The organism is Kitasatospora sp. NPDC101176 (genome assembly GCF_044768035.1).
Lineage (GTDB): Bacteria > Actinomycetota > Actinomycetes > Streptomycetales > Streptomycetaceae > Kitasatospora.
Map to the genome: position 1 here is coordinate 18655 of NZ_JBIWPA010000031.1, position 17796 is coordinate 36450.

General features: G+C 74.6%; 13 protein-coding genes. 5 read left to right on the forward strand and 8 right to left on the reverse strand.

Going from position 1 to position 17796, the window contains the following annotated elements; genetic code table 11:
• Positions 1-533 precede the first annotated feature (533 nt).
• From pabB to ACIRS1_RS30925, 7 genes are all read right to left on the reverse strand, one after another.
• Positions 534-2648: an aminodeoxychorismate synthase component I gene (gene pabB / locus ACIRS1_RS30895; protein ID WP_402845409.1), complete on the reverse strand. Its 2115-nt coding sequence runs from the start codon at positions 2646-2648 to the stop codon at positions 534-536.
• Between the two features lie 62 nt (positions 2649-2710).
• Positions 2711-3730: a diiron oxygenase gene (locus tag ACIRS1_RS30900; protein ID WP_402845410.1), complete on the reverse strand. Its 1020-nt coding sequence runs from the start codon at positions 3728-3730 to the stop codon at positions 2711-2713.
• An 84-nt stretch (positions 3731-3814) separates the two neighbouring features.
• Positions 3815-4657, reverse strand: a complete 843-nt coding sequence (locus ACIRS1_RS30905; protein ID WP_402845412.1) for an arylamine N-acetyltransferase — start codon at positions 4655-4657, stop codon at positions 3815-3817.
• Between the two features lie 14 nt (positions 4658-4671).
• Positions 4672-5499 carry a 4-hydroxybenzoate octaprenyltransferase gene (locus tag ACIRS1_RS30910; RefSeq protein ID WP_402845414.1) on the reverse strand — a complete coding sequence of 276 codons (828 nt, stop codon included), beginning with the start codon at positions 5497-5499 and terminating at the stop codon, positions 4672-4674.
• 98 nt (positions 5500-5597) lie between these two features.
• Positions 5598-6770 carry a cytochrome P450 gene (locus ACIRS1_RS30915; RefSeq protein ID WP_402845416.1) on the reverse strand — a complete coding sequence of 391 codons (1173 nt, stop codon included), beginning with the start codon at positions 6768-6770 and terminating at the stop codon, positions 5598-5600.
• Positions 6771-7091: 321 nt separating this feature from the next.
• On the reverse strand, positions 7092-7970 hold the full coding sequence (locus ACIRS1_RS30920) for an SAM-dependent methyltransferase (protein WP_402845418.1): 879 nt from the start codon (positions 7968-7970) through the stop codon (positions 7092-7094).
• Between the two features lie 48 nt (positions 7971-8018).
• Positions 8019-9005 carry a polyprenyl synthetase family protein gene (locus ACIRS1_RS30925; RefSeq protein WP_402845420.1) on the reverse strand — a complete coding sequence of 329 codons (987 nt, stop codon included), beginning with the start codon at positions 9003-9005 and terminating at the stop codon, positions 8019-8021.
• An 828-nt stretch (positions 9006-9833) separates the two neighbouring features.
• Here ACIRS1_RS30925 and ACIRS1_RS30930 point away from each other — a divergent pair.
• The 3 genes from ACIRS1_RS30930 to ACIRS1_RS30940 all read left to right on the forward strand — a co-directional run bounded on the left by ACIRS1_RS30930 (position 9834) and on the right by ACIRS1_RS30940 (position 14060).
• Positions 9834-10001, forward strand: a complete 168-nt coding sequence (locus ACIRS1_RS30930) for an SflA family class IV lanthipeptide (protein WP_360220044.1) — start codon at positions 9834-9836, stop codon at positions 9999-10001.
• 71 nt (positions 10002-10072) lie between these two features.
• Positions 10073-12631 carry a class IV lanthionine synthetase LanL gene (gene lanL / locus ACIRS1_RS30935; protein ID WP_402845421.1) on the forward strand — a complete coding sequence of 853 codons (2559 nt, stop codon included), beginning with the start codon at positions 10073-10075 and terminating at the stop codon, positions 12629-12631.
• A gap of 196 nt (positions 12632-12827) precedes the next feature.
• Positions 12828-14060, forward strand: coding sequence for a hypothetical protein (locus ACIRS1_RS30940; protein WP_402845423.1), 1233 nt, complete (start codon positions 12828-12830; stop codon positions 14058-14060).
• Between the two features lie 82 nt (positions 14061-14142).
• Here the strand turns inward: ACIRS1_RS30940 and ACIRS1_RS30945 are convergent, their stop codons facing one another.
• Positions 14143-14820, reverse strand: a complete 678-nt coding sequence (locus ACIRS1_RS30945; protein ID WP_402845425.1) for a Tat pathway signal sequence domain protein — start codon at positions 14818-14820, stop codon at positions 14143-14145.
• A gap of 322 nt (positions 14821-15142) precedes the next feature.
• Between ACIRS1_RS30945 and ACIRS1_RS30950 the strand changes: the two genes are divergently transcribed.
• Both ACIRS1_RS30950 and ACIRS1_RS30955 read left to right on the forward strand, forming a co-directional pair.
• Entirely contained in the window at positions 15143-16798 is a 1656-nt protein-coding gene (locus ACIRS1_RS30950) for an FAD-dependent monooxygenase (RefSeq protein ID WP_402845427.1), read from the forward strand.
• A 101-nt stretch (positions 16799-16899) separates the two neighbouring features.
• On the forward strand, positions 16900-17718 hold the full coding sequence (locus ACIRS1_RS30955) for a universal stress protein (RefSeq protein ID WP_402845429.1): 819 nt from the start codon (positions 16900-16902) through the stop codon (positions 17716-17718).
• Positions 17719-17796: the final 78 nt, after the last annotated feature.

Genomic DNA, 17796 nt, shown 5'->3' on the forward strand with positions numbered 1-17796 from the left:
CTGGGGCGGAGCCTCCGGCGGCCGTCCCCGCTCCGCGCTCACCACCGCCCCGCACCGGTAGCCGGGGCGCCGGCGGGGAACGCCGAGGCGGCGCCCTCTCCGTGGGGGATCAGGAGGGCGCCGCCGTCGACCTCCACGAGCATCCCAGCCCGATCCTGAGGATTCGATGAGGCCCGCGCCGGCCGCCCGGGCGGCGGCCCGGGGGCGCGGCGGCACCTGGGCATCGCCGACCGCCAGTGCGCCGACTCCGCGAGGTGCCGGCAGAAGGTCTTCCGCGGCCTCGGTTCGGCGGCCACCGTCCTGGCCGCGACCGCCACCGCCAGCAGCGCGGCCACCGCGAGGACCGCGGCGGCCGCCCGTCGGAGCGCCGGCGGAGCGCCCCGTGCCGTGCCGCCCGTTCCACTCCGTCGCCGTCGCGCCCGTTGCTGCTGCATGCCGTGAGCCTCGCCGTCGGGGCCTGAGGATTTGCTGAGAGGCGCGGCGTGCGTCCCGCTCCGGTCCCCGCCGGGCCGCCCGTGTCCCGGGCCCGGCGGTCAGGAGCCGGGGACCCTCGCCTTCGGCAGGGCCCGCAGGGTCGCCTCGGCCTTGAGCAGCATCTCCTCGTACTCCGCGACGGGGTCGGAGTCGAGCACGATGGCGCCGCCCGCACCGATCGTCAGCTCGCCATCGTGGCTGACGGCGGTGCGGATGGTGATGCTGAGGTCGGTGGTCCCGGTGTACCCGAGGAACCCGAGGGCGCCGGAGTAGACCCCGCGGGCCTCCCCCTCCAGGGCGTCGATGATCTCCATGGTGCGCAGCTTCGGCGCTCCGGTCATGGATCCGCCGGGGAAGCAGGCCCGGACGGCGTCCACGGCGGAGGTACCTCCGCGCAGCTCCCCGGTGACGGTGGAGACCAGCTGGTGCACGGTGGCGTACGACTCCGTCACCATCAGCGCCGGGACGTCGACGCTGCCGATCTCGCAGATCCGCCCGAGGTCGTTGCGGAGCAGGTCCACGATCATCAGGTTCTCGGCGCGCGTCTTGGGGTCCATCTGCAGGGAGCGGCGCCGCTCGTCGTCGGTGCGCGGGTCCGGGTGGCGGGGCGCCGTGCCCTTGATCGGCTTGGTCTCCACCGTGCGGGCGGCGTCCACCTTGAGGAACCGCTCGGGTGAGGAGCTGAGGACGGTGACCTCGCCGAGGCGCAGGAACGCGGCGTACGGGGCGGGGTTGAGCCGGCGCAGGCGCCGGTAGTAGGCGAGGTCGTTGGCCGGCGCGGGCAGCCGGAGCTTGTTGGTGAGGCAGATCTCGTAGCTCACGCCCTCCCTCAGCCGCCGGTCGCACTCGCGGATGTCGGCCAGGTACCGGGTGCGCGGGCGGACCAGCCGCCTCGACGCGTCGTGGTCCTCGGCGCGGGGCCGCGGGGTCGCGTCCGGCTGCGCCGCGGGCAGGGCGCCCAGGGCGGCGGCGGCGGTGCCGATCCACTCCCGGGCGGCGGCCGACCCCTGCGGGCCGTGGACGGCGACGACGTAGGTGCGGTCCTCGGCGTGGTCCACGGCGACGAAGCGGTCGGCCTGCAGCCACACCGCGTCCGGGGTGGCCGCCCGGTGGGCGCGTTCGGCACCGAGGTCGGCCTTCAACTCGTAGCCGAAGTAGCCGACGTAGCCACCGGCGAAGTCGAAGGGCAGCTCCTCGGCGCCGTCGACGACGCGGCCGGTGCGCCGGTCGAGGGCGTCGAAGATAGTGCCGCTCTCGGTGCGGGGGGCGCCTCCCGCGGGTTCCACCCGGACGTGGCCGTCCTCCACCCGGTAGCTGAGCAGCTCGGCCCCGGGCGCGTCGGCGGAGCCGAGGAAGGAGAACCGGGCCAGGCCGGGTTCGACGTGCGAGCTGTCGAGCCAGAAGGCGCGTTCGCCGGCGCCGTACAGGGTCAGGAAGGCGGCCTCGGTGTCGACGGCCCGTTCCAGGACGCCGACCTGCATCCGGAGTCGGGCGGCGGGCGCGGCCGTCGGCGCGACGCGCGCGGGCGGGTCGACGACGCGGGTGGCCGCGCCGACGGCGGGGGCAGGGGCTGCGCCGACGGCGGTGGCGGCGGCCCGGCCGAGCGCCAGGTCGCGGAAGTTCGCCACGAGGCGGGCCCCGTACTCCGTGCAGATCGACTCGGGGTGGAACTGCACCCCCCACCAGGGCCGGTCCCGGTGGGCCAGGCCCATCACCACGCCGTCCTCGGCGCGCGCGGTGATCCGCAGGTGGTCGGGCGCGGGTTCGGCGATGCTCAGCGAGTGGTAGCGCACGGCCGTGAAGTCCTGCGGGATGCCGGCGAAGAGACCGTCGCCGCTGTGCCGGATCGTGGACAGGTACCCGTGCCGGGGCTGCGGGGCCGGGACGACCCGCGCGGCCGAGAGGAGTCCCATCCCCTGGTGCCCGAGGCAGACTCCCAGCACCGGCAGCCGGGTGTGCTCCAGGACGTCGCGGGAGCGCCCGAAGTCACGGGGGACGGCCGGGTGGCCGGGCCCGGGCGAGATGACCGCGGCGTCGAAGCCGTCCGGATCGAGGTGGTCCCACGCGGAGGCGTCGTTCCGTACGACGACGGGCGCGATGCCGTACACCTCCGCGAGGAGCTGGTACAGGTTGTAGGTGTAGGAATCGTAGTTGTCGATGAGCAGGACGCGCATGGGCTGACACCAGGTGATCGTCGGAGGCGGAAGAGGGGGCGCGCGGTCGTTCCGGACGGGCCCTACGGGGCCCCGGTCCGCACCGTCGAGAAGTCGAAGGGGACGGAGTCGAGGACGTCCAGCTCCTCGCACAGGGTGCGCAGCCCGCTGAAGTCCTGGAGCAGCCGGCCGGCGCCAGCGGCGCTCCTGACGTCCCGGAGCATCCCTTCCCGTCCCTCCACCCCGAGCAGGTCCAGGACCCTCGCCCAGGTGGTGAAGTCGTGGGCGGCGAAGGCCTCCATCCCCTCGGCCATCGCGGTCAGGAAGTAGTCGCGCTCCCCGGCGTCCAGGCGCTTCCACACCTCCTGGACGACGGTGTCCGTGATCGAGGCGTGGCAGTACTCGTCACGGTTGTGCAGGACGGCCGTCAGGCGGTTGACCGGCTGGATCTCGTGGTCCTCGGCGATCAGGTCCAGGTGGGCGTTGATCGAGATCTCCGCGACCGTGGTGAAGGCGAGCGAGACCAGTGCCTGCTTCCGGGGTGTCCCGGCGGTGGCGAGCCGGTGGGCGTGCCGGCGCGTCTTGTGGCCGAGCGGGAGCGCGGACTCGGGCATCCGCCAGCCGCGCCGGCGGCGCGTCACGGCGCTGGCGTTCAGGTGCATCAGCGTGTGGTACTGCTCGTCGACCATGGCCTGCGTCACCGCGAGGACCATGGCGTCGTCCAGGCCCGTCGCGAAGGCGCCCTTGGCGATCAGGGCGAACCCGGGGTTGACGACGCACTGCTCGATGTCCATGACGTTCTTGTTGAACGCCACCCAACCCCACGCCAGGATCCGGGACTTGAGCTCGTCGTCGAGCCCGAGGTAGGTGGGGTGGTCCCGGAAGGGCAGCAGCGCCACCGGGAAGTCCGGCCGGTCGGGCTCGAACACGTCGTCCAGGGTCTCGCCGCGCCGCCGGACGGTGGCGCGGCGGTCCCAGTTGTCGGCCAGCCTGCTGAGGACGGCGTTCTCCACCGCGTCCTCCGGATCGTGCCCCGGGAGCGACCGCAGCCGTTCCGCCAGGGAGAACGCTCCGGATTCCGCGTCGTTCGGCATCTCATCCATGGTGGTCCTTAAGATCGCGCCCCCGGCCCGCGGACGGGCCGGAGGGACGCTCGGTCCGGGTCAGGGGGCTCCGCTCGGTCCGGGTCAGGGGCGGCCGGCCGCCGCCGGGCCCTCCAGCGCCTTGAGGGACTGCACGTCGGCCGGGTCCAGGGTGAGTCCGAAGACCTCCGCGGGAGCGGCGAGCAGCTCGTCCTGGTCCAGCTCGCGGGAGGTCGCCGGCTTGCCGGGCCGCAGCTCCGTGAGGGTGCTGCCGAGGAGGACGTGCCGCACCGCGGGCCGCGTGCGCTGGAGGATCAGCCGCTTGTTGAACGGTGAGCGCGGGTGGCTGAGACAGAAGTGGTTGAGCACCTCGAAGTCCGCCGGGTAGCGCGCGTCCGTGGTGAAGCCGTAGAGCTCCGACGGGCCCTCGGGCCGCAGGAACCGCAGGACGTGCTCGCCGTTCGGCTCCCGCACCAGGTCGAACGGCCAGTCGCCGTCCAGCGTCGAGGTGTCGACGAGGCGGATCGGCTCGTACAGCCCGTAGCCGCCGAAGCTCACGTCGTGGAGCCAGCGTTCGCCGTCCAGCTCGACGCACAGGGCGACGTGGACGGCGGGGCCGGTCTTGTGCCCGGTGCGGATCCGGGACCTCGTCGCGAGCGCCGAGAAGGTGAACCCGATCCGGTCCAGCACCGCCGCCGCCAGGACGACCTGTTCCATGCAGAGGCCGCCGCGGCCGCGCCGCACGATCTTCTCCTGGACGCTGTCCAGGTCCAGCGGCACCGGCCGCCCGAGCAGCACGTCGAGGTTCTCGAAGGTGATCGCCTCGACGTGCGCGGCATGCAGGCCGCGCAGCGTGGCGAGGTCGGGGGCCACGTCGGCCCGGTACCCCACGCGGGCCAGGTAGGCGTCCAGGTCGACGCCGGCGCCCTGCCACATCGAATCCGTCATGCGTATCCCCCCGGTCAGGTGAACTGTCCGGCGATCGTCGCCGCGAGGACGATCCAGCCGAAGTAGCGGTTGGTGACGAAGGTGTCCCAGCAGGACGCCGGATCGTCCAGGTCCACCCGGACGACCTGGTGGGCCAGCAGCAGCCCGGCGAGCACGACGAGCCCGTGGTAGGCCCAGCCCGTCCCCGCCTCGGCTCCGGCCCAGAGCGCGCCGGCGACGCTCAGCGCGATGAACACGGCCAGCCAGGCCTTGCTGGACTCGCCGAACATCAGGGCGGAGGACCTGACGCCGATGCTCCGGTCGTACTCCTTGTCCTGGTGGGAGTAGACCGTGTCGTGGAACAGGGTCCAGAAGAACCCGCAGGCGTAGAGGCCGAACACGGCCGGCGGGAAGTCGAGCCGCCCGGTCACCGCCGTCCACCCGGCCAGCACGTAGGCGTTGATCACCAGCGCCAGCCAGGCCGAGGGCCACGGGAACACGCGCTTCGTGTAGGGGTACGCGACGAGCAGCGGGTAGGAGGCCGCCACGACCAGGGCCGTGGCGCCGTTCACCAGCGCCAGGACGGCCAGCGAGGCCGCGGCCTGCGCGGCGGAGAACAGCAGCGCCCTGCCGACGCCGATCGTCCCCGCCGCGACCGGACGCGACGCCGTGCGGGCGACCTTGGCGTCGATGTCCCGGTCGACGACGTCGTTGACCGCGCAGCTCGCACCGCGCACCAGAACGGCCGCGACCGCGAGGAGTGCCACCGCCAGGAGGTCCGGCCGCCGCCCGGAGGCGAGGGAGAGGCTCCACAGCCCGGGCAGCAGGTACAGCACGACACCGGTGGGTGCGTGCAGACGCATCAGGAGGAGGTAGGCGCGCAGCGGCTCGGGACTCCTCCCGACCAGGCGCGCGCAGAGACCCGGGGCTCTGGCGGGGCGCACCGCCGCCGGGGCGCTGGTCACCACGTCACCGGGAGCTCGACCAGCCCGCCGGTCAGCGTGTCGTGACGCAGCCTCAGCTCCGCCACGTCGACGGCCAGGCGCATGGTCGGGAACCGCTCGATGAGCCGGGCGAGCGCCACCTGCAGCTGCATCCGGGCCAGCGGCGCACCGACGCAGTGGTACATGCCGTGGCCGAAGGTGAGGCTGGCCGCGGTCGGCCGGGCGACGTCGACCCGCTCCGGGTCGGCGAAGACCGTCCGGTCGTGGTTGGCCGCGATGATGTTCAGCAGCACCAGCTCGCCGGCCCGGATGGTCGTGCCGTCGACCTCCAGGTCCGTCCGCGCGAAGCGCGGCATGCCGCCGTTGTGCGGGTTGGGCATCGACATCCGCAGGATCTCGTCCACCGCGCCCGGGACGAGGCCGGGGTCGTCCAGCAGCCTCTGCCGCTGCTCGGGGTTGGTGAGCAGCAGCAGTGCGCCGGTGCCGATCCTGGCCACCGTGGTCTCGTAACCGCCGAACAGCAGCAGCGCGGACAGCCCGATGACCTCGCGGTCGTCGAGGCCCTCGGCCACGCACAGCGCGGAGATCACGTCGTCGCCGGGGCTCTTCCGCTTCTCCGCCACCAGGTTCCGGCAGTAGCCGAACAGCTGGGCCAGCCCCTGCTGGGAGCGGGCCCGGTCCTGGACGTTGGCGGCGTCCTGGGTCCAGGCGCCGAAGCGGTCCTTGTCCTCGTGAGGCACACCGAGCCACGCGCACATCACCTGGATCGGCAGCGGCAGGGCCAGTGCCAGCCGCAGGTCCGCGGAGGGCGCCTGCTCGGCCAGCTCGTCGAGCAGGCGCTCGGTCAGCGTCTCGACGTGGGACCGCAGCACCTGCATGCGCTCCGGGGCGAAGGGCGGCTCCAGCACCGCCCGCAGCCGGGTGTGGTCGGTGGCGAAGTCGCCCAGCAGGTTGGCGAGGAGCACCGACCCGCTGTCCTGGGCCGCGATCTCCGGGTCGGGGTGGGAGCGGCCGAGCCGGTCGTCGTCCAGCAGCTGCCGCACCTCGGCGTGACCGGTGACCAGCCAGGCATCGTCCCCCTCGGCGGTGCGGACCCGGTGGACCGCGCCGCGGGACTGGAGCGTGCGCAGGCCTGGCGCGACGTGCAGCAGATGGGTCTGCTCGAAGGGCAATTGAGCAGGGGTGTTCACTGACAACCTCCATGTCGTCGTGGCCTCGTGACGGCTCCCGCCGGAGCCGAGGCGGAGTCGAGCCGGGGCGGAGTCGAGCCGGCACCGGGTGCCGCCGGTCGCGGCCGGCCCGTGGTGCCGGCGACCGGAGCCGCGGCCCCGGCCACCAGGGGCCCCGGCCACCAGGGGCCGGGGCCGCGGCGGGCGCGCGCCGGTGTCGGGCCCGCGGAGCGACGCGGTCGCGCCGAGGCCGGTGCGGAGCCGTCACGCGGGGTGGGGCCGTGCGGGGCCGTCACGCGCGGTGGGTCCGCCGCGCCTGCGCGCGTCCGGGGACGGCTGCCGCTACGCCGGCGGCGCGTACTCGGCGACGACGACGATGTAGTTGAGCTCGTTGCTCCGGTGCGCGTCGAGGAACGGCTGCTCCACACCGGTGCGCAGGCCGGAGTGCGAGCGCAGCTCCCAGTACGGGATGGCCTCCTCGGTGAGGTCCCAGACCTGCGAGGGCACCAGGTGGTTGGCGGCGAGCGCGTTGAAGTAGGCGCTGCGGGTGTTGATGTGGCAGTCGTAGTGCTCGTCGATGAGCCGCACGGCCTTGCTGTCGGTCGACACCGCGTCGTTGGCGCACCAGGTGACGCAGACGTACCGGCCACCGGGGCGCAGCACCCGGGCGAACTCCGCGAAGGCCTCCGCCGGGTCGACGTACATGGTGGTCTCGTTGGTGTAGACCGCGTCGAACGAGCTTTCGGGAAGGCCGGTGTCGCACATGTTGGCATACCGGAAGGAGACCTTGTCGGCGCAGTCGTGCTTCTCGACGGCGAGGCGCTCGGCGAACTCGATGTGGTGGGCGCAGAAGTTCACCCCGACCACCTCGCACCCGAAACGCCGGTTGACGAGGAAGGACGTACCGCCACGACCCGATCCGCCGTCCATCACCCTGGCGTCGGAGGAGAGCGGGGCCAGCCCGCGCAGGACGAGTTCGACCTGCTCGTTCTCCATTCGGGCCATTTCCCCGAGAATGGCGGCCTCCCGCTCGGGCTCGGGAACCTCCAGCACGGACTTGTCGAATCCTCCGACGGCGTAGTGGTGGTGGTAGAGACCGTCGTCCTTGCCCAGCAGGAGGTTGATCGGGTCCTGGGTCTTGGTCTCGTAGTGGGCCTGTGCCCGGCGCTCGAATTCGGAGCGCACGACAGCGGGGGCCGAGTTCTCGTTGACAGTGGTCATGATGAATTCTCCGATTTCGCATGTGCCGCCGATTCACGGCGGCGCCGGTCAGACTGCGCGATTGACGATGCGGTCGAACAGGGTGGTCAGCTCGGCGGTGGCGGCCGGGGAGAGCCCGGCCCGCCCGAGGTGTTCCAGGGCCGACTCCAGGTGGCGGCGGGACAGCTGCTCCGCCGCGCCGCGGCCGCCGGCCTCCTCGATGAGGTCGGCCATGGCCTGCAGGTGCTCCGCGGTGGCGCCGTCGGTGTGCCACAAGCGGCTCAGCCGGTCGCCGGCCGGGCTCGCCTCGGACAGGGCGGCCAGCACGGGGAAGGTCGGGTTGCGCCGCGCGATGTCCCCGCGGATGGGCTTGCCGGTCACCGCGGGATCGCCCCAGACGTCCTCGACGTCGTTGGCGACCTGCAGGGCGATGCCCAGGTGCCGGCCCGCGTCGCGCAGGGCGGCGAGGCTCCGCTCCGGCCGTCCCGCCCGCACGGCGGGCGTCCGCAGCGACCACTCCAGCAGGGCCGAGGCCTTCTCCAGCACGACCTGCTCGTACACCGCGAGGCCGGCGGTGCCCGGGCCGGGCCGGACGGTCAGTTCACGGGCCTGGCCCGCGTGGACCAGCCCGGTGGCCTCGGCGAACGATCGGGCGATCTCCGTGCCGCCGGGGCCGGGGTCGTCCACGACCATCCGCAGGGCGAGCGCCTGCAGGGCGTTCCCGGCGTGGATGGCCAGGCCGGTGCCGAAGGCCTTCCACGCGGCCGGGCGGCCTCGGCGCAGCTCGTCCCCGTCGGCGATGTCGTCGTGGAGCAGCGTCGCGCTGTGCAGCAGCTCCACCGCGGCGGCCTGGGCCTGCACGTCCTCCGGCCGCAGGCCGACGCCGCCCGCCACCGCCGCCATGAGGGCGGCGCGGGTCATCTTGCCGCCCCCGCCGCCGCCGGGCCCACCGTGTTCGTCGACGAAGCCGAGGTGGTAGCCGCAGACGCGGGCCAGGGACGGTTCCAGCGTCGAGACCTGCCGCCGGATGACGGGTAATACCGTGGATCGCACCACCGCCGGCGACGGGATCGTCGATAAGCCGGCGGGCGAGGTGGCGTTCGTGCTCATTGCGATTTCCCTCCGGTCGCGCGATCAGAGCACCTGACGTCCGCGAATCGGGCCGCTGGACGACCGTCAATGTGCCGAACGTTCTTCCTGTGTGCCATCAATCCTTTTCACCCCCTGCCCTGGTCCACTGGGCCACAAACTCACCATTGGCCATCGGTGCACTTTCCCCGTATTCACCCGATCCGAAATCGATGGCTATCCGGAGGTCCGGCGGCGATTCCGGAATTCAGTCTGGGCGATCAGCCCGGCCATGTCAACGATGCCGTTCGGGGCCGCACACCCCGGCCGTGAGGGCGCAATTCCGATCCCATTCCAACGGATTGCGACCGCTATCCGGTTCAACACCGGGGAGAAAATCTCGGCGGCCGCAATTCAATTCCCATTCCAACGGGCCGGGGCCGCCGCGGGGTTCAGAGCGGGGCGGGAGCAGGCCGGCGACGGCCGGTGACCTGCGGATCGGCCGGGCGGCCGCCCGCGGCATGCCGGTCGGCGGGCCCGCGGCGTGTCGCGCGGACCGTCCGGGCACCGCCCCGGGCCTCCTGCGGGTACGCCGGCCCTACCGGCCACCCCGGGCCCGCGCCGACCCGGAGTCGAGCGCACCGTTCCTCCACGGATGTGGCAGGCCTGTGAAGTTCACGGGTTCTGACCCCTTGTCAGACCAATCATTCCTACCTACCTTCGTGGATCAGGACTCCGGCCCCATCGGGCCCGGCGGTCCGCGGCAGGCGCAACCCGCGCCTCCGCAGGACGCACGACAAGACCTGGAGGCGTCACATGCCCGCAGCCATGATCGAAGAGATCCGCGATGCCGGTCCGCTGGTCCTCGACGACGAGGCCATCGTGTTCGAGGACGACCACAACGCCGACCACGACGCCACGGCGTGTCTCGCCGACCCGTGGGTGACCGCGACCACCCGTTTCGCCTGCGACTTCAACTCCTGACGGTGGCCGAGTCCATCGCCGGCCGAAGCGGATGGTCCGATGACACCTGGTCGTACCTGAACGATCCGCGGATGCCGGCGATGGACCACGGCTGGAAACTGCACGTCTCCGCCCGGCCCGGCGACCTCGAGGCCGTGACCGGCCTCGTCCTGCCGGTGCTGGCGCGCCACGTCTGCCACGCGAAGTGGGCCCGGAACCCGGAGACCCTGCGCGAGATCAACTCCGGTACCGCGAGCGCGGGCGTGGTGGGGAAGGCGATCACGGTCTACCCGGCGCCCGGCACCGTCGTCGCGCTCGCCGACGAGCTCGTCGCCGTCCTGCGCGGCCGGGAGGGCCCGCAGATCGTCAGCGACCGGCGCGTCGACCCGGACTCCCCCGTCTACTACCGCTACGGGCCCTTCACCGGCGACTACCGGACCGGTCGCAGCGGCCGCCTCGAATCGGTCATGGTCGGACCGGACGGGCGGGCCTACGACGGCCTCGCGGGCGGCTCGTACCGGTGCCCGCCCTGGGCCGAGGACCCCTTCGCGGACCGGTCCGGGCCCGCGGCCCCCGCCTCCGTCCCGCCCGCCTCCGCCGACGCGGCGCCCGCCTCCGCCTCCGGGGAGGTCGGGAAGCCGGCTGCCGGTTTCGCCGGCGGCCGCTACCGCGTCACGGGCGGCATCTCCCGCAAGCCGCAGGGCAACGTCTACCGCGCCGAGGACCGCACCACCGGGCTTCCCGTGGTGGTCAAGCAGGCCCGGGCCTTCGTCGCCGAGGACGAGTCCGGGGCGGACACCCGCGACCGGCTGCGCAACGAACGCGCGGTGCTGGCCGCGCTCGACGCCGTCGACGGGGTGCCGCGCGCGCTCGACTACTTCCGCCACCGCAGCGACGAGTTCCTGGTGACGACCAGCTGCGGCGACCGGGACCTGCGCCGGGAGGTCAACGAGCACGGCCCCTACGGGGTGGCCGGCACCGGGCCGTCGCGCACGCTCACCGACCTGGCCGGGCGGCTGTTGCGACTCCTCGACGCCGTCCACGCCCGCGGCGTGGTGTTCCGCGACCTCAAGCCCGACAACGTCGTGCTCGACGCCGCCGGCCGCTGCCACCTGGTCGACTTCGGGATCAGTGCCCTCCACGGCAGCGGCCCGGACGGCGCGACCCCCGGCTACAGCGGCCCGGTCCGCCGCCGGACCGGCCCGGCCGAGCCCGCCGACGACTACTACGCCCTGGGCACCACCCTCTGCTTCGCGGCCACCGGCATGGACCCGGTGGTCGTCGACCGGGACCCCGCCGTCAACCGGGAGCGCACCCTGGCCGGCCTGGCCTGGCTGCTGCCCGGCGACGGCCACCGGTGGATCCGCTCGGTGATCGGTGAGTTGACCAGCCTCGACCCGGCCGTGCGCACCGCCGGCGCCGACCGGCTCCGGCGCGCAGCGCCCGCGGCCCCCCGCGCGGCCGGCGGCCCCGGCCGACTCCCCTTCGACGCGGGCCTGCTGGAGGAGGTCCTCGCGCACACGACGGCCTACTGCGTCGAGGAGGCCCACCGGATCGCGGACCCGGAGCTCGCCGCGCGGGCGGCCGTGCCCACCCCGGTCGACGTGTACGGCGGAGCCTCCGGCCTCGGCCTGGAACTCCTCCGGCACCTGCACCGGCCCGGCGTGCGCGCGTCCGTCGACGCCCTGGCGCGCTGGACGGCCGGGCAGTCCCGGAGCCTGTCCCCCGCCTTCTACTCGGGCCGCACCGGCGTGGCACTCTTCCTCGCCGAGGCGGGCCCGGCAGGCACGACCGGCCGGGCCGGCGCCGCGGGCCACCCCGAACCCCACCCGCCGCTGCCCACCCACGGACCGGACGGCGGACTCCCCGAGGCGGACCAGATCGAGGGCGTCGCCGGCATAGGCACCGGCCGCCTGCTACTCGCCCGGCACGCCCGTGCCGCCGGCGACGACCGGCTCGCCGCACGGCACCTCGCCGTCGCCACCGCATGCGACCGGATGCTGGCGTCCGGCCGGGCCCGGCTGACCCCCGCGGGCGCCGACACCCCCGGCAGCGCCGCCCTGCGCCAGGGGCTCGCGCACGGCGACGCGGGCGTCGCGTACTTCCTGCTGGAACACGCCGCCGCGACCGGCGACCCCGCCGCCCTCCACCGGGCCCGCCGGGCCTGCGCGGACCTCGCGGCCGCCGTCCCCGGCCTCATCGCCGCCGCGGCCGCCCCGGGGGCGACCCGCCGCTACGGCTCCTGGTGCCGCGGCCTGGCCGGGATCGGTTCGGTGCTCGTCCGGTCCGCCGACCGGCTCGGCGAACCCGGCCACCTGGCGCTCGCCCGGCAGGCCGCCCGCACCTGTGCGGCCGTGGCCCCCCGGATGCCCCTGGTCAACCAGTGCTGCGGGCTGGCCGGCGTCGGCGAGCTGATGGTCGACGTCGCCCTGGCCTGCGACGACCGGACGGCGGAGGAGTTCTGGACCGCCGCCGAGACCGTCACCGCGATCATCCTGAGCCGCTCCGGCGGCCCGCCGTCCCGCCCGGTCTTCCCGGACGCCGGACTGACCGGGGCCAGCGCCACCTGGGCCGGCGGCTCCGCCGGCGTGCTCGCGTTCCTGCGCCGCCTGCACGCACGGGGCGGCCCGCGCCTCGGCCTGATCGGCTGACGGTCTCGCCCGCGCCGGTGCGGACCGGCTCCCCGGCTCCCGGGCTCCCGACTGCGCCTTTGGGGCTAACGGTTCGCGCGGGAGCCGGTCCGCGCGGCGCCGCCGCCCAATGATGCTCCTGGCACCCGCGCGGGACGCGGCCCCCAGCCCGCGCCCCGCGGCCTGCCGCGGCCCGCGCGGCCGTGCAGGAGGCACCGTGTCCGACCAGGACGAGCAGGCGGAGCAGGGCGTCGGCGACGTCACCGTGGCGGCGCCGCTCACCGGCGGGGCCCCGGCCCCGGTCCCCCACCCGGTGCCCCCGCCCGACGACGAGTGGCTCCTCCCCGACGGCTTCGCCCACGTCTTCCACGCCGAGGGCCGCAGCGTCCTGACCCGGCCCGTGATCATGGCGGACGGCTTCAACCTCGGCCGCAGCGACCTCAGATGGCTCTACGCGGGGCTCGACCGCGACTACCCGCTCCTCTCCCGGCTGCGCCGCGGCGGCCGGGACGTCGTCCTGCTCGGCTTCGAGGAGCGCTCCGCCTCCCTCCTCGACAACGCCCGGGCCGCGGCCGCCTGCATCCGCCGCGCCTGCGCCGAGTCGCTCGGCGACGGCGCGCTGACGGTGGGCGGCTTCAGCATGGGCGGCCTCGTCACCCGCCACGCGCTCGCCCGCCTGGAGCACGAGGGCGTGGACCACCGGACGGCCCTGTACTTCTCCTACGACAGCCCGCACCGCGGCGCCGTCGTGCCGGTCGGCCTGCAGGCCTTCGCCCACTTCATCCCGGTGCCCGCCGCGTTCAACAGGTTCGCCCGGCAGATGGACAGTCCGGCCGCCCGGCAGATGCTCTGGCGCCACTACGACCCGAGGACCGGCCGGATCGGGGTGGCCCCCGAACGCACGGCCTTCCTGGCGGAGTCGGAGCGCGTCGGCGGCTGGCCGCGGATCCCCCGGAGGATCGCGCTCGCCAACGGCCGGGGCGACGGCACCGGCCTGGACGTCACCCCCGGCGACGTGGCGATGACCCTGCACCGGATCTACCCCGGCACCACCTTCCGCGCCCAGGCGCAGGGCGAGGGCACCGTGGTCGCCGAGTTGAGGCGCCGCTTCCCCCGGGCCGAGCGGACCGTCACCACCGACGGGTTCCCGGAACTGGACGGCGCCCCCGGCGGCACCCTGCGCTCCTACGGGATCCTCGCCGACGCCCTGCGGAAGCTCGGCGCCGCGGTGGACCTGCGCCACGAGCACGTCTGCTTCGTGCCCGCCGTCAGCGCCGTGTCGATCCGCGACCTCGACGACAACCAGGACCTCTACGCCGACATCGGCGCGCTCGCCCCGGACGGGAGCGACTTCGACGAGTTCGTCTGCTCCTCGGAGAACACCGGGCACACCACGATCACCGGGGAGCTGTGCGACTGGCTCCTCGACCGCCTGCCGGACGGGCCCTGACCCGCGGGCCCACCGGAGGGGGCCGGCCCGGCCGGGCACCGCGGGAGCCCTGAACTCCGCGGTCCGCCGGCCGGGCGAGCGGTCAGTTGACGTCGATCGCCGGGCTGCCGGGCCGACTGGTGTCGGTGACGGGGCCGTAGGCGGCGGAGAAGTAGCCGTCACCGGGGCAGAGCGAGGATCCGCCGCTCTTGGCGAAGTGCTCGGTGCGGAAGGCCAGGCTGTGGGCCGCGTTGTCGGCGTTCCCGGTGAAGGCGCCGCTGAGCTGGTAGCTGCAGGTGATGGTGCCGAACCAGGTGTTGAGCACGGCGGTGGCCTGGATCGGCCCGGTGAGGGTGACCGGCAGGCCGGGTGCGTCGCTCAGGGCGACGCCGAAGGGGAACCCGCCGACCGTCAGGCTGCGGACCGAGGTGACGCCGGTGACGTTGCTCGTGCAGGAGCCGAAGACCAGCCCGGTCAGGGACGCGGTCGCGGTGCCGGGCGCGGCCGGGTTGCCCTGGACGCTGGCCGAGAGCTGGGAGGTGGCGCAGGTGACGCCGGTGGTGCTGGTCGCGGTCGAGTAGAAGGTGGCGCGGCTGCCGGCGGCGAGTGGCGCGGCGAGCGCGTCGCCCGCGGCGACGGCGGCCCCGCCGGCGGTCAGCACCGACGAGGCGGCGACGGGCCCGGGAGCGCCTGCGTCGGCGGCCCCGGCTCCCGGCGCGGTCAGGGCGAGGACGGCGACGGCGGCGGCGGTGGGCGCGGCGAAACGGGTGCGGATGCGCATGGGAAAGCCTCTTCCTCGGTGATGGGGGGATCGAGAAGACGACCTTTCACGGCTCTCCGGGCGGTGGGGGCCCGGGGCGCTGACTACGTTGTAGGGCCGTGTACGTGCACCGTCAAGACAGTCGGTCGAACTTGCTGACTTTTCGTCAACAAGAGACCGGCCGCCTCGACGGGCCCGGCGCACACGCCGAGTGACCCACGGGCACCGTGCACCGTGCACCGGGTACGCCACCCACCGTGCGGTGGCCGCGGACGGCCCGGCCCGCGACGATGGGAGGAGCACGCGACCAGGGGAGCCCGACGCACCCCCGGGGGAGGTTTCGATGGCGGGAACCGACGTCGTGGACGTCCTCATCGCCGGCGCCGGGCCGGTCGGACTCACCGCCGCCGTGGAGCTGCGGCGCCGAGGGGTCGACTGCCGCATCGTGGACCGGCTGCCCGAGCGGATGCCCTACGCCAAGGCGGTGGGCGTCCAACCGCGCACGCTGGAGCTCTGGGACCGCAGCGGCCTGGTGCGCGCGGCGGTCGACGCCGCCGTCCCGATGCGCGGGCAGCTGGTCTTCGTCGACGGCGCCGAGCAGCAGCGCATCGAGCTCGCGCTGCCGCCGGAGGTGCCGTACGGCTTCGCCGCGCTGCCGCAGTACGAGACCGAGCGGATCCTCGAGGAGTTCCTCGCCCGCCACGGGGGCCGCATCGAGCGCGGCACCGAACTCGTCTCCTTCGTCCAGGACGCCGACGGGGTGACCAGTCGGCTGGTCGGCGCCGACGGCCGGGAGCAGGAGGTCCGTTCGCGCTTCCTGGTGGGGTGCGACGGAGCCCACAGCACCGTCCGCAAGGGGCTCGGACTCTCCTTCGAAGGGGGCGCCTTCCCCGAGGAGTACATGCTCGCCGACGTCGAGGTCGACTGGGACCTGCCGCCCGGCTACGGCGTGCGCACGACCCGCCGCGCGGCCGACGGCTCCACCGACCTGCTGGTCTGCATCCCGCTGCCCGGGCACAAGCGGTACCGGGTGTCGATGAAGGTGCCCCCCGAACTGTCGGCCGCCCGGCGCGCCACCGGGACCGGCTCCGGCCGGGCCGCAGTGGCGCACGGGCTGGAGGGCGGCGACGGCCCGGCCCTGGCCGACATCCAGGCCGTGCTGGACCGGCTCTCACCCCGGCCGACCACGGCCTCCGCGATGCGCTGGTCCTCCGTCTTCCGGATCAGCCACCGGCTGGTGGACCGGTACGGCGACGGCCGGGTCCTCGTCGCCGGGGACGCCGCGCACATCCACCCGCCGACGGGCGCCCAGGGCATGAACACCGGCGTCCAGGACGCCTACAACCTCGCCTGGAAACTCGCCCTGGCCGTCGACGGGAGCGCACACCCGGACCTGGTCGCGAGCTACGACGCCGAACGCCGCCCGGTCGGCGAGGAGGTCGTCGGCCGCACCGTGCGGCACGCCACCGAGGGCCTCCCGGCCGACCCGGTGGACCCGGAGACCGTGCTCCTGCGCGAGGCCCAACTGCTCGTCGGGTACCGGGAGAGCCCGATCGTGGGCCCCGCGGACGGGAACGGCGACCGGGACGGGGCCGCCCCGCGGGCCGGCGACCGCGCCCCGGACTGCGGGGGCCTGACCGGTCCGATCGCCCGCTACCCGCAGCGCCTGTACGACCTCCTGCGCGACCGCGACCACATCCTCCTGCTGGCCACGACGGCGGACGCGCCGAGTGACGGATTCGACGAACTCACCGACACTGCAAGAGAATTGACGGGCCACCAGGTCACTGCCCTGGCGATCCTCCCCGACGACCGGCCCGCCGACGGACTCCGCCTGCCCGCCTACCGCGACGGCCGGGGCGAGTTCGCCCGCGCCTACGGGCTGCGCGGACCCACCGCCTTCGTGGTGCGCCCGGACGGCTACCTGGGCGCCCGCCTCACCCCGCCGACCGCCGGAGGCCTGGCCGAGCACCTCGGCCGCGTCTTCCGGCCACGGTGAGACCGGACGGGTGGCGTCCCCGTGCGACCGGGTGGGTGCTCCGCCTGGCGTCGGCTTAGCCTGGGAGCGGGACCGGACGACGCGGTACGGAGGTGCCGGCGATGAACCGAGCTGTCGTGGTGGGCGTGGACCCGTCGGAGCCGAACCGGGCCGCGGTGGACTGGGCCGCGGACGAGGCCTCGCGCCGCCGGGCGGACCTGCGACTGGTCCACGCGCGGTCCGGGGCGGCCGGGCCCGTCGAGGCCCAGCAGCTCGACCGGGAGTGGACGCGGGTCGCCGCCGACCACCCCGAGGTCACCGTCGCGGCCGAGCTGGTCGACGGCGCGCCTCGCGAGGCGCTGCTCACAGCCGCCGCGGACGCGGCGCTCCTGGTGCTCGGCGCCCGGGGCGCGGGCGGCTTCCCCCGGCTGCTCGTCGGCTCGACGAGCCTGCACGCGGCCGCCCACGCGGCCTGCCCGGTCGTCGTGGTGCACCACGACGCGGCCACCGGGGGCGACGGCGGGGTGGTGGTCGGCGTCGAGGGCAGGGACGAGGAGGGCCCGGTCCTCGCGTACGCCTTCGAGGCGGCCCGGCGGCAGTCGCTGCCGCTGACCGTGGTCCACGCCTGGAGCTACCCGCTGGTGCTCGGCCCGGGCCACGAGGTCCCGCCGGTCTACGAGGAGGGGCACGTCGAAGCGGAGCACGAGCGGCTGCTCACCGAGGCCCTGGCGGGGTGGCGGGAGCGCTTCCCGGACGTCGCCGTCACCGCCACGGCGGTGCGGTCCGGCTCGGCGAAGGAGCTGGTGTCGGCCTCGGCCGGGCACGCGCTCGTCGTGGTGGGGCGCCGGGGCGAGCCGAGCGGCCCGTTCGGCCGGCTCGGCTCCACCAGTCAGGCGGTCGTCCAGTACGCCCGGTGCCCGGTGGCGGTCGTCCCGGTGTGAGGCCCGCGCCCGCCCGGGGACGTCCGGTGAAGGGAGACGTCCGGAGAGGCGGGCCACTGCCCGCCACAGCCACCGCCC

What these genes read in the sequence shown, in the direction of transcription:
- ACIRS1_RS30905 (WP_402845412.1), bottom strand. Translation starts at nt 4,657, where the DNA reads ATGACGGATTCGATGTGGCAGGGCGCCGGCGTCGACCTGGACGCCTAC.
- ACIRS1_RS30950 (WP_402845427.1), top strand. Translation starts at nt 15,143, where the DNA reads ATGGCGGGAACCGACGTCGTGGACGTCCTCATCGCCGGCGCCGGGCCG.
- lanL (WP_402845421.1), top strand. Translation starts at nt 10,073, where the DNA reads ATGCCGGCGATGGACCACGGCTGGAAACTGCACGTCTCCGCCCGGCCC.
- ACIRS1_RS30930 (WP_360220044.1), top strand. Translation starts at nt 9,834, where the DNA reads ATGCCCGCAGCCATGATCGAAGAGATCCGCGATGCCGGTCCGCTGGTC.
- ACIRS1_RS30955 (WP_402845429.1), top strand. Translation starts at nt 16,900, where the DNA reads ATGAACCGAGCTGTCGTGGTGGGCGTGGACCCGTCGGAGCCGAACCGG.
- ACIRS1_RS30920 (WP_402845418.1), bottom strand. Translation starts at nt 7,970, where the DNA reads ATGACCACTGTCAACGAGAACTCGGCCCCCGCTGTCGTGCGCTCCGAA.
- pabB (WP_402845409.1), bottom strand. Translation starts at nt 2,648, where the DNA reads ATGCGCGTCCTGCTCATCGACAACTACGATTCCTACACCTACAACCTG.
- ACIRS1_RS30945 (WP_402845425.1), bottom strand. Translation starts at nt 14,820, where the DNA reads ATGCGCATCCGCACCCGTTTCGCCGCGCCCACCGCCGCCGCCGTCGCC.
- ACIRS1_RS30910 (WP_402845414.1), bottom strand. Translation starts at nt 5,499, where the DNA reads ATGCGTCTGCACGCACCCACCGGTGTCGTGCTGTACCTGCTGCCCGGG.
- ACIRS1_RS30900 (WP_402845410.1), bottom strand. Translation starts at nt 3,730, where the DNA reads ATGGATGAGATGCCGAACGACGCGGAATCCGGAGCGTTCTCCCTGGCG.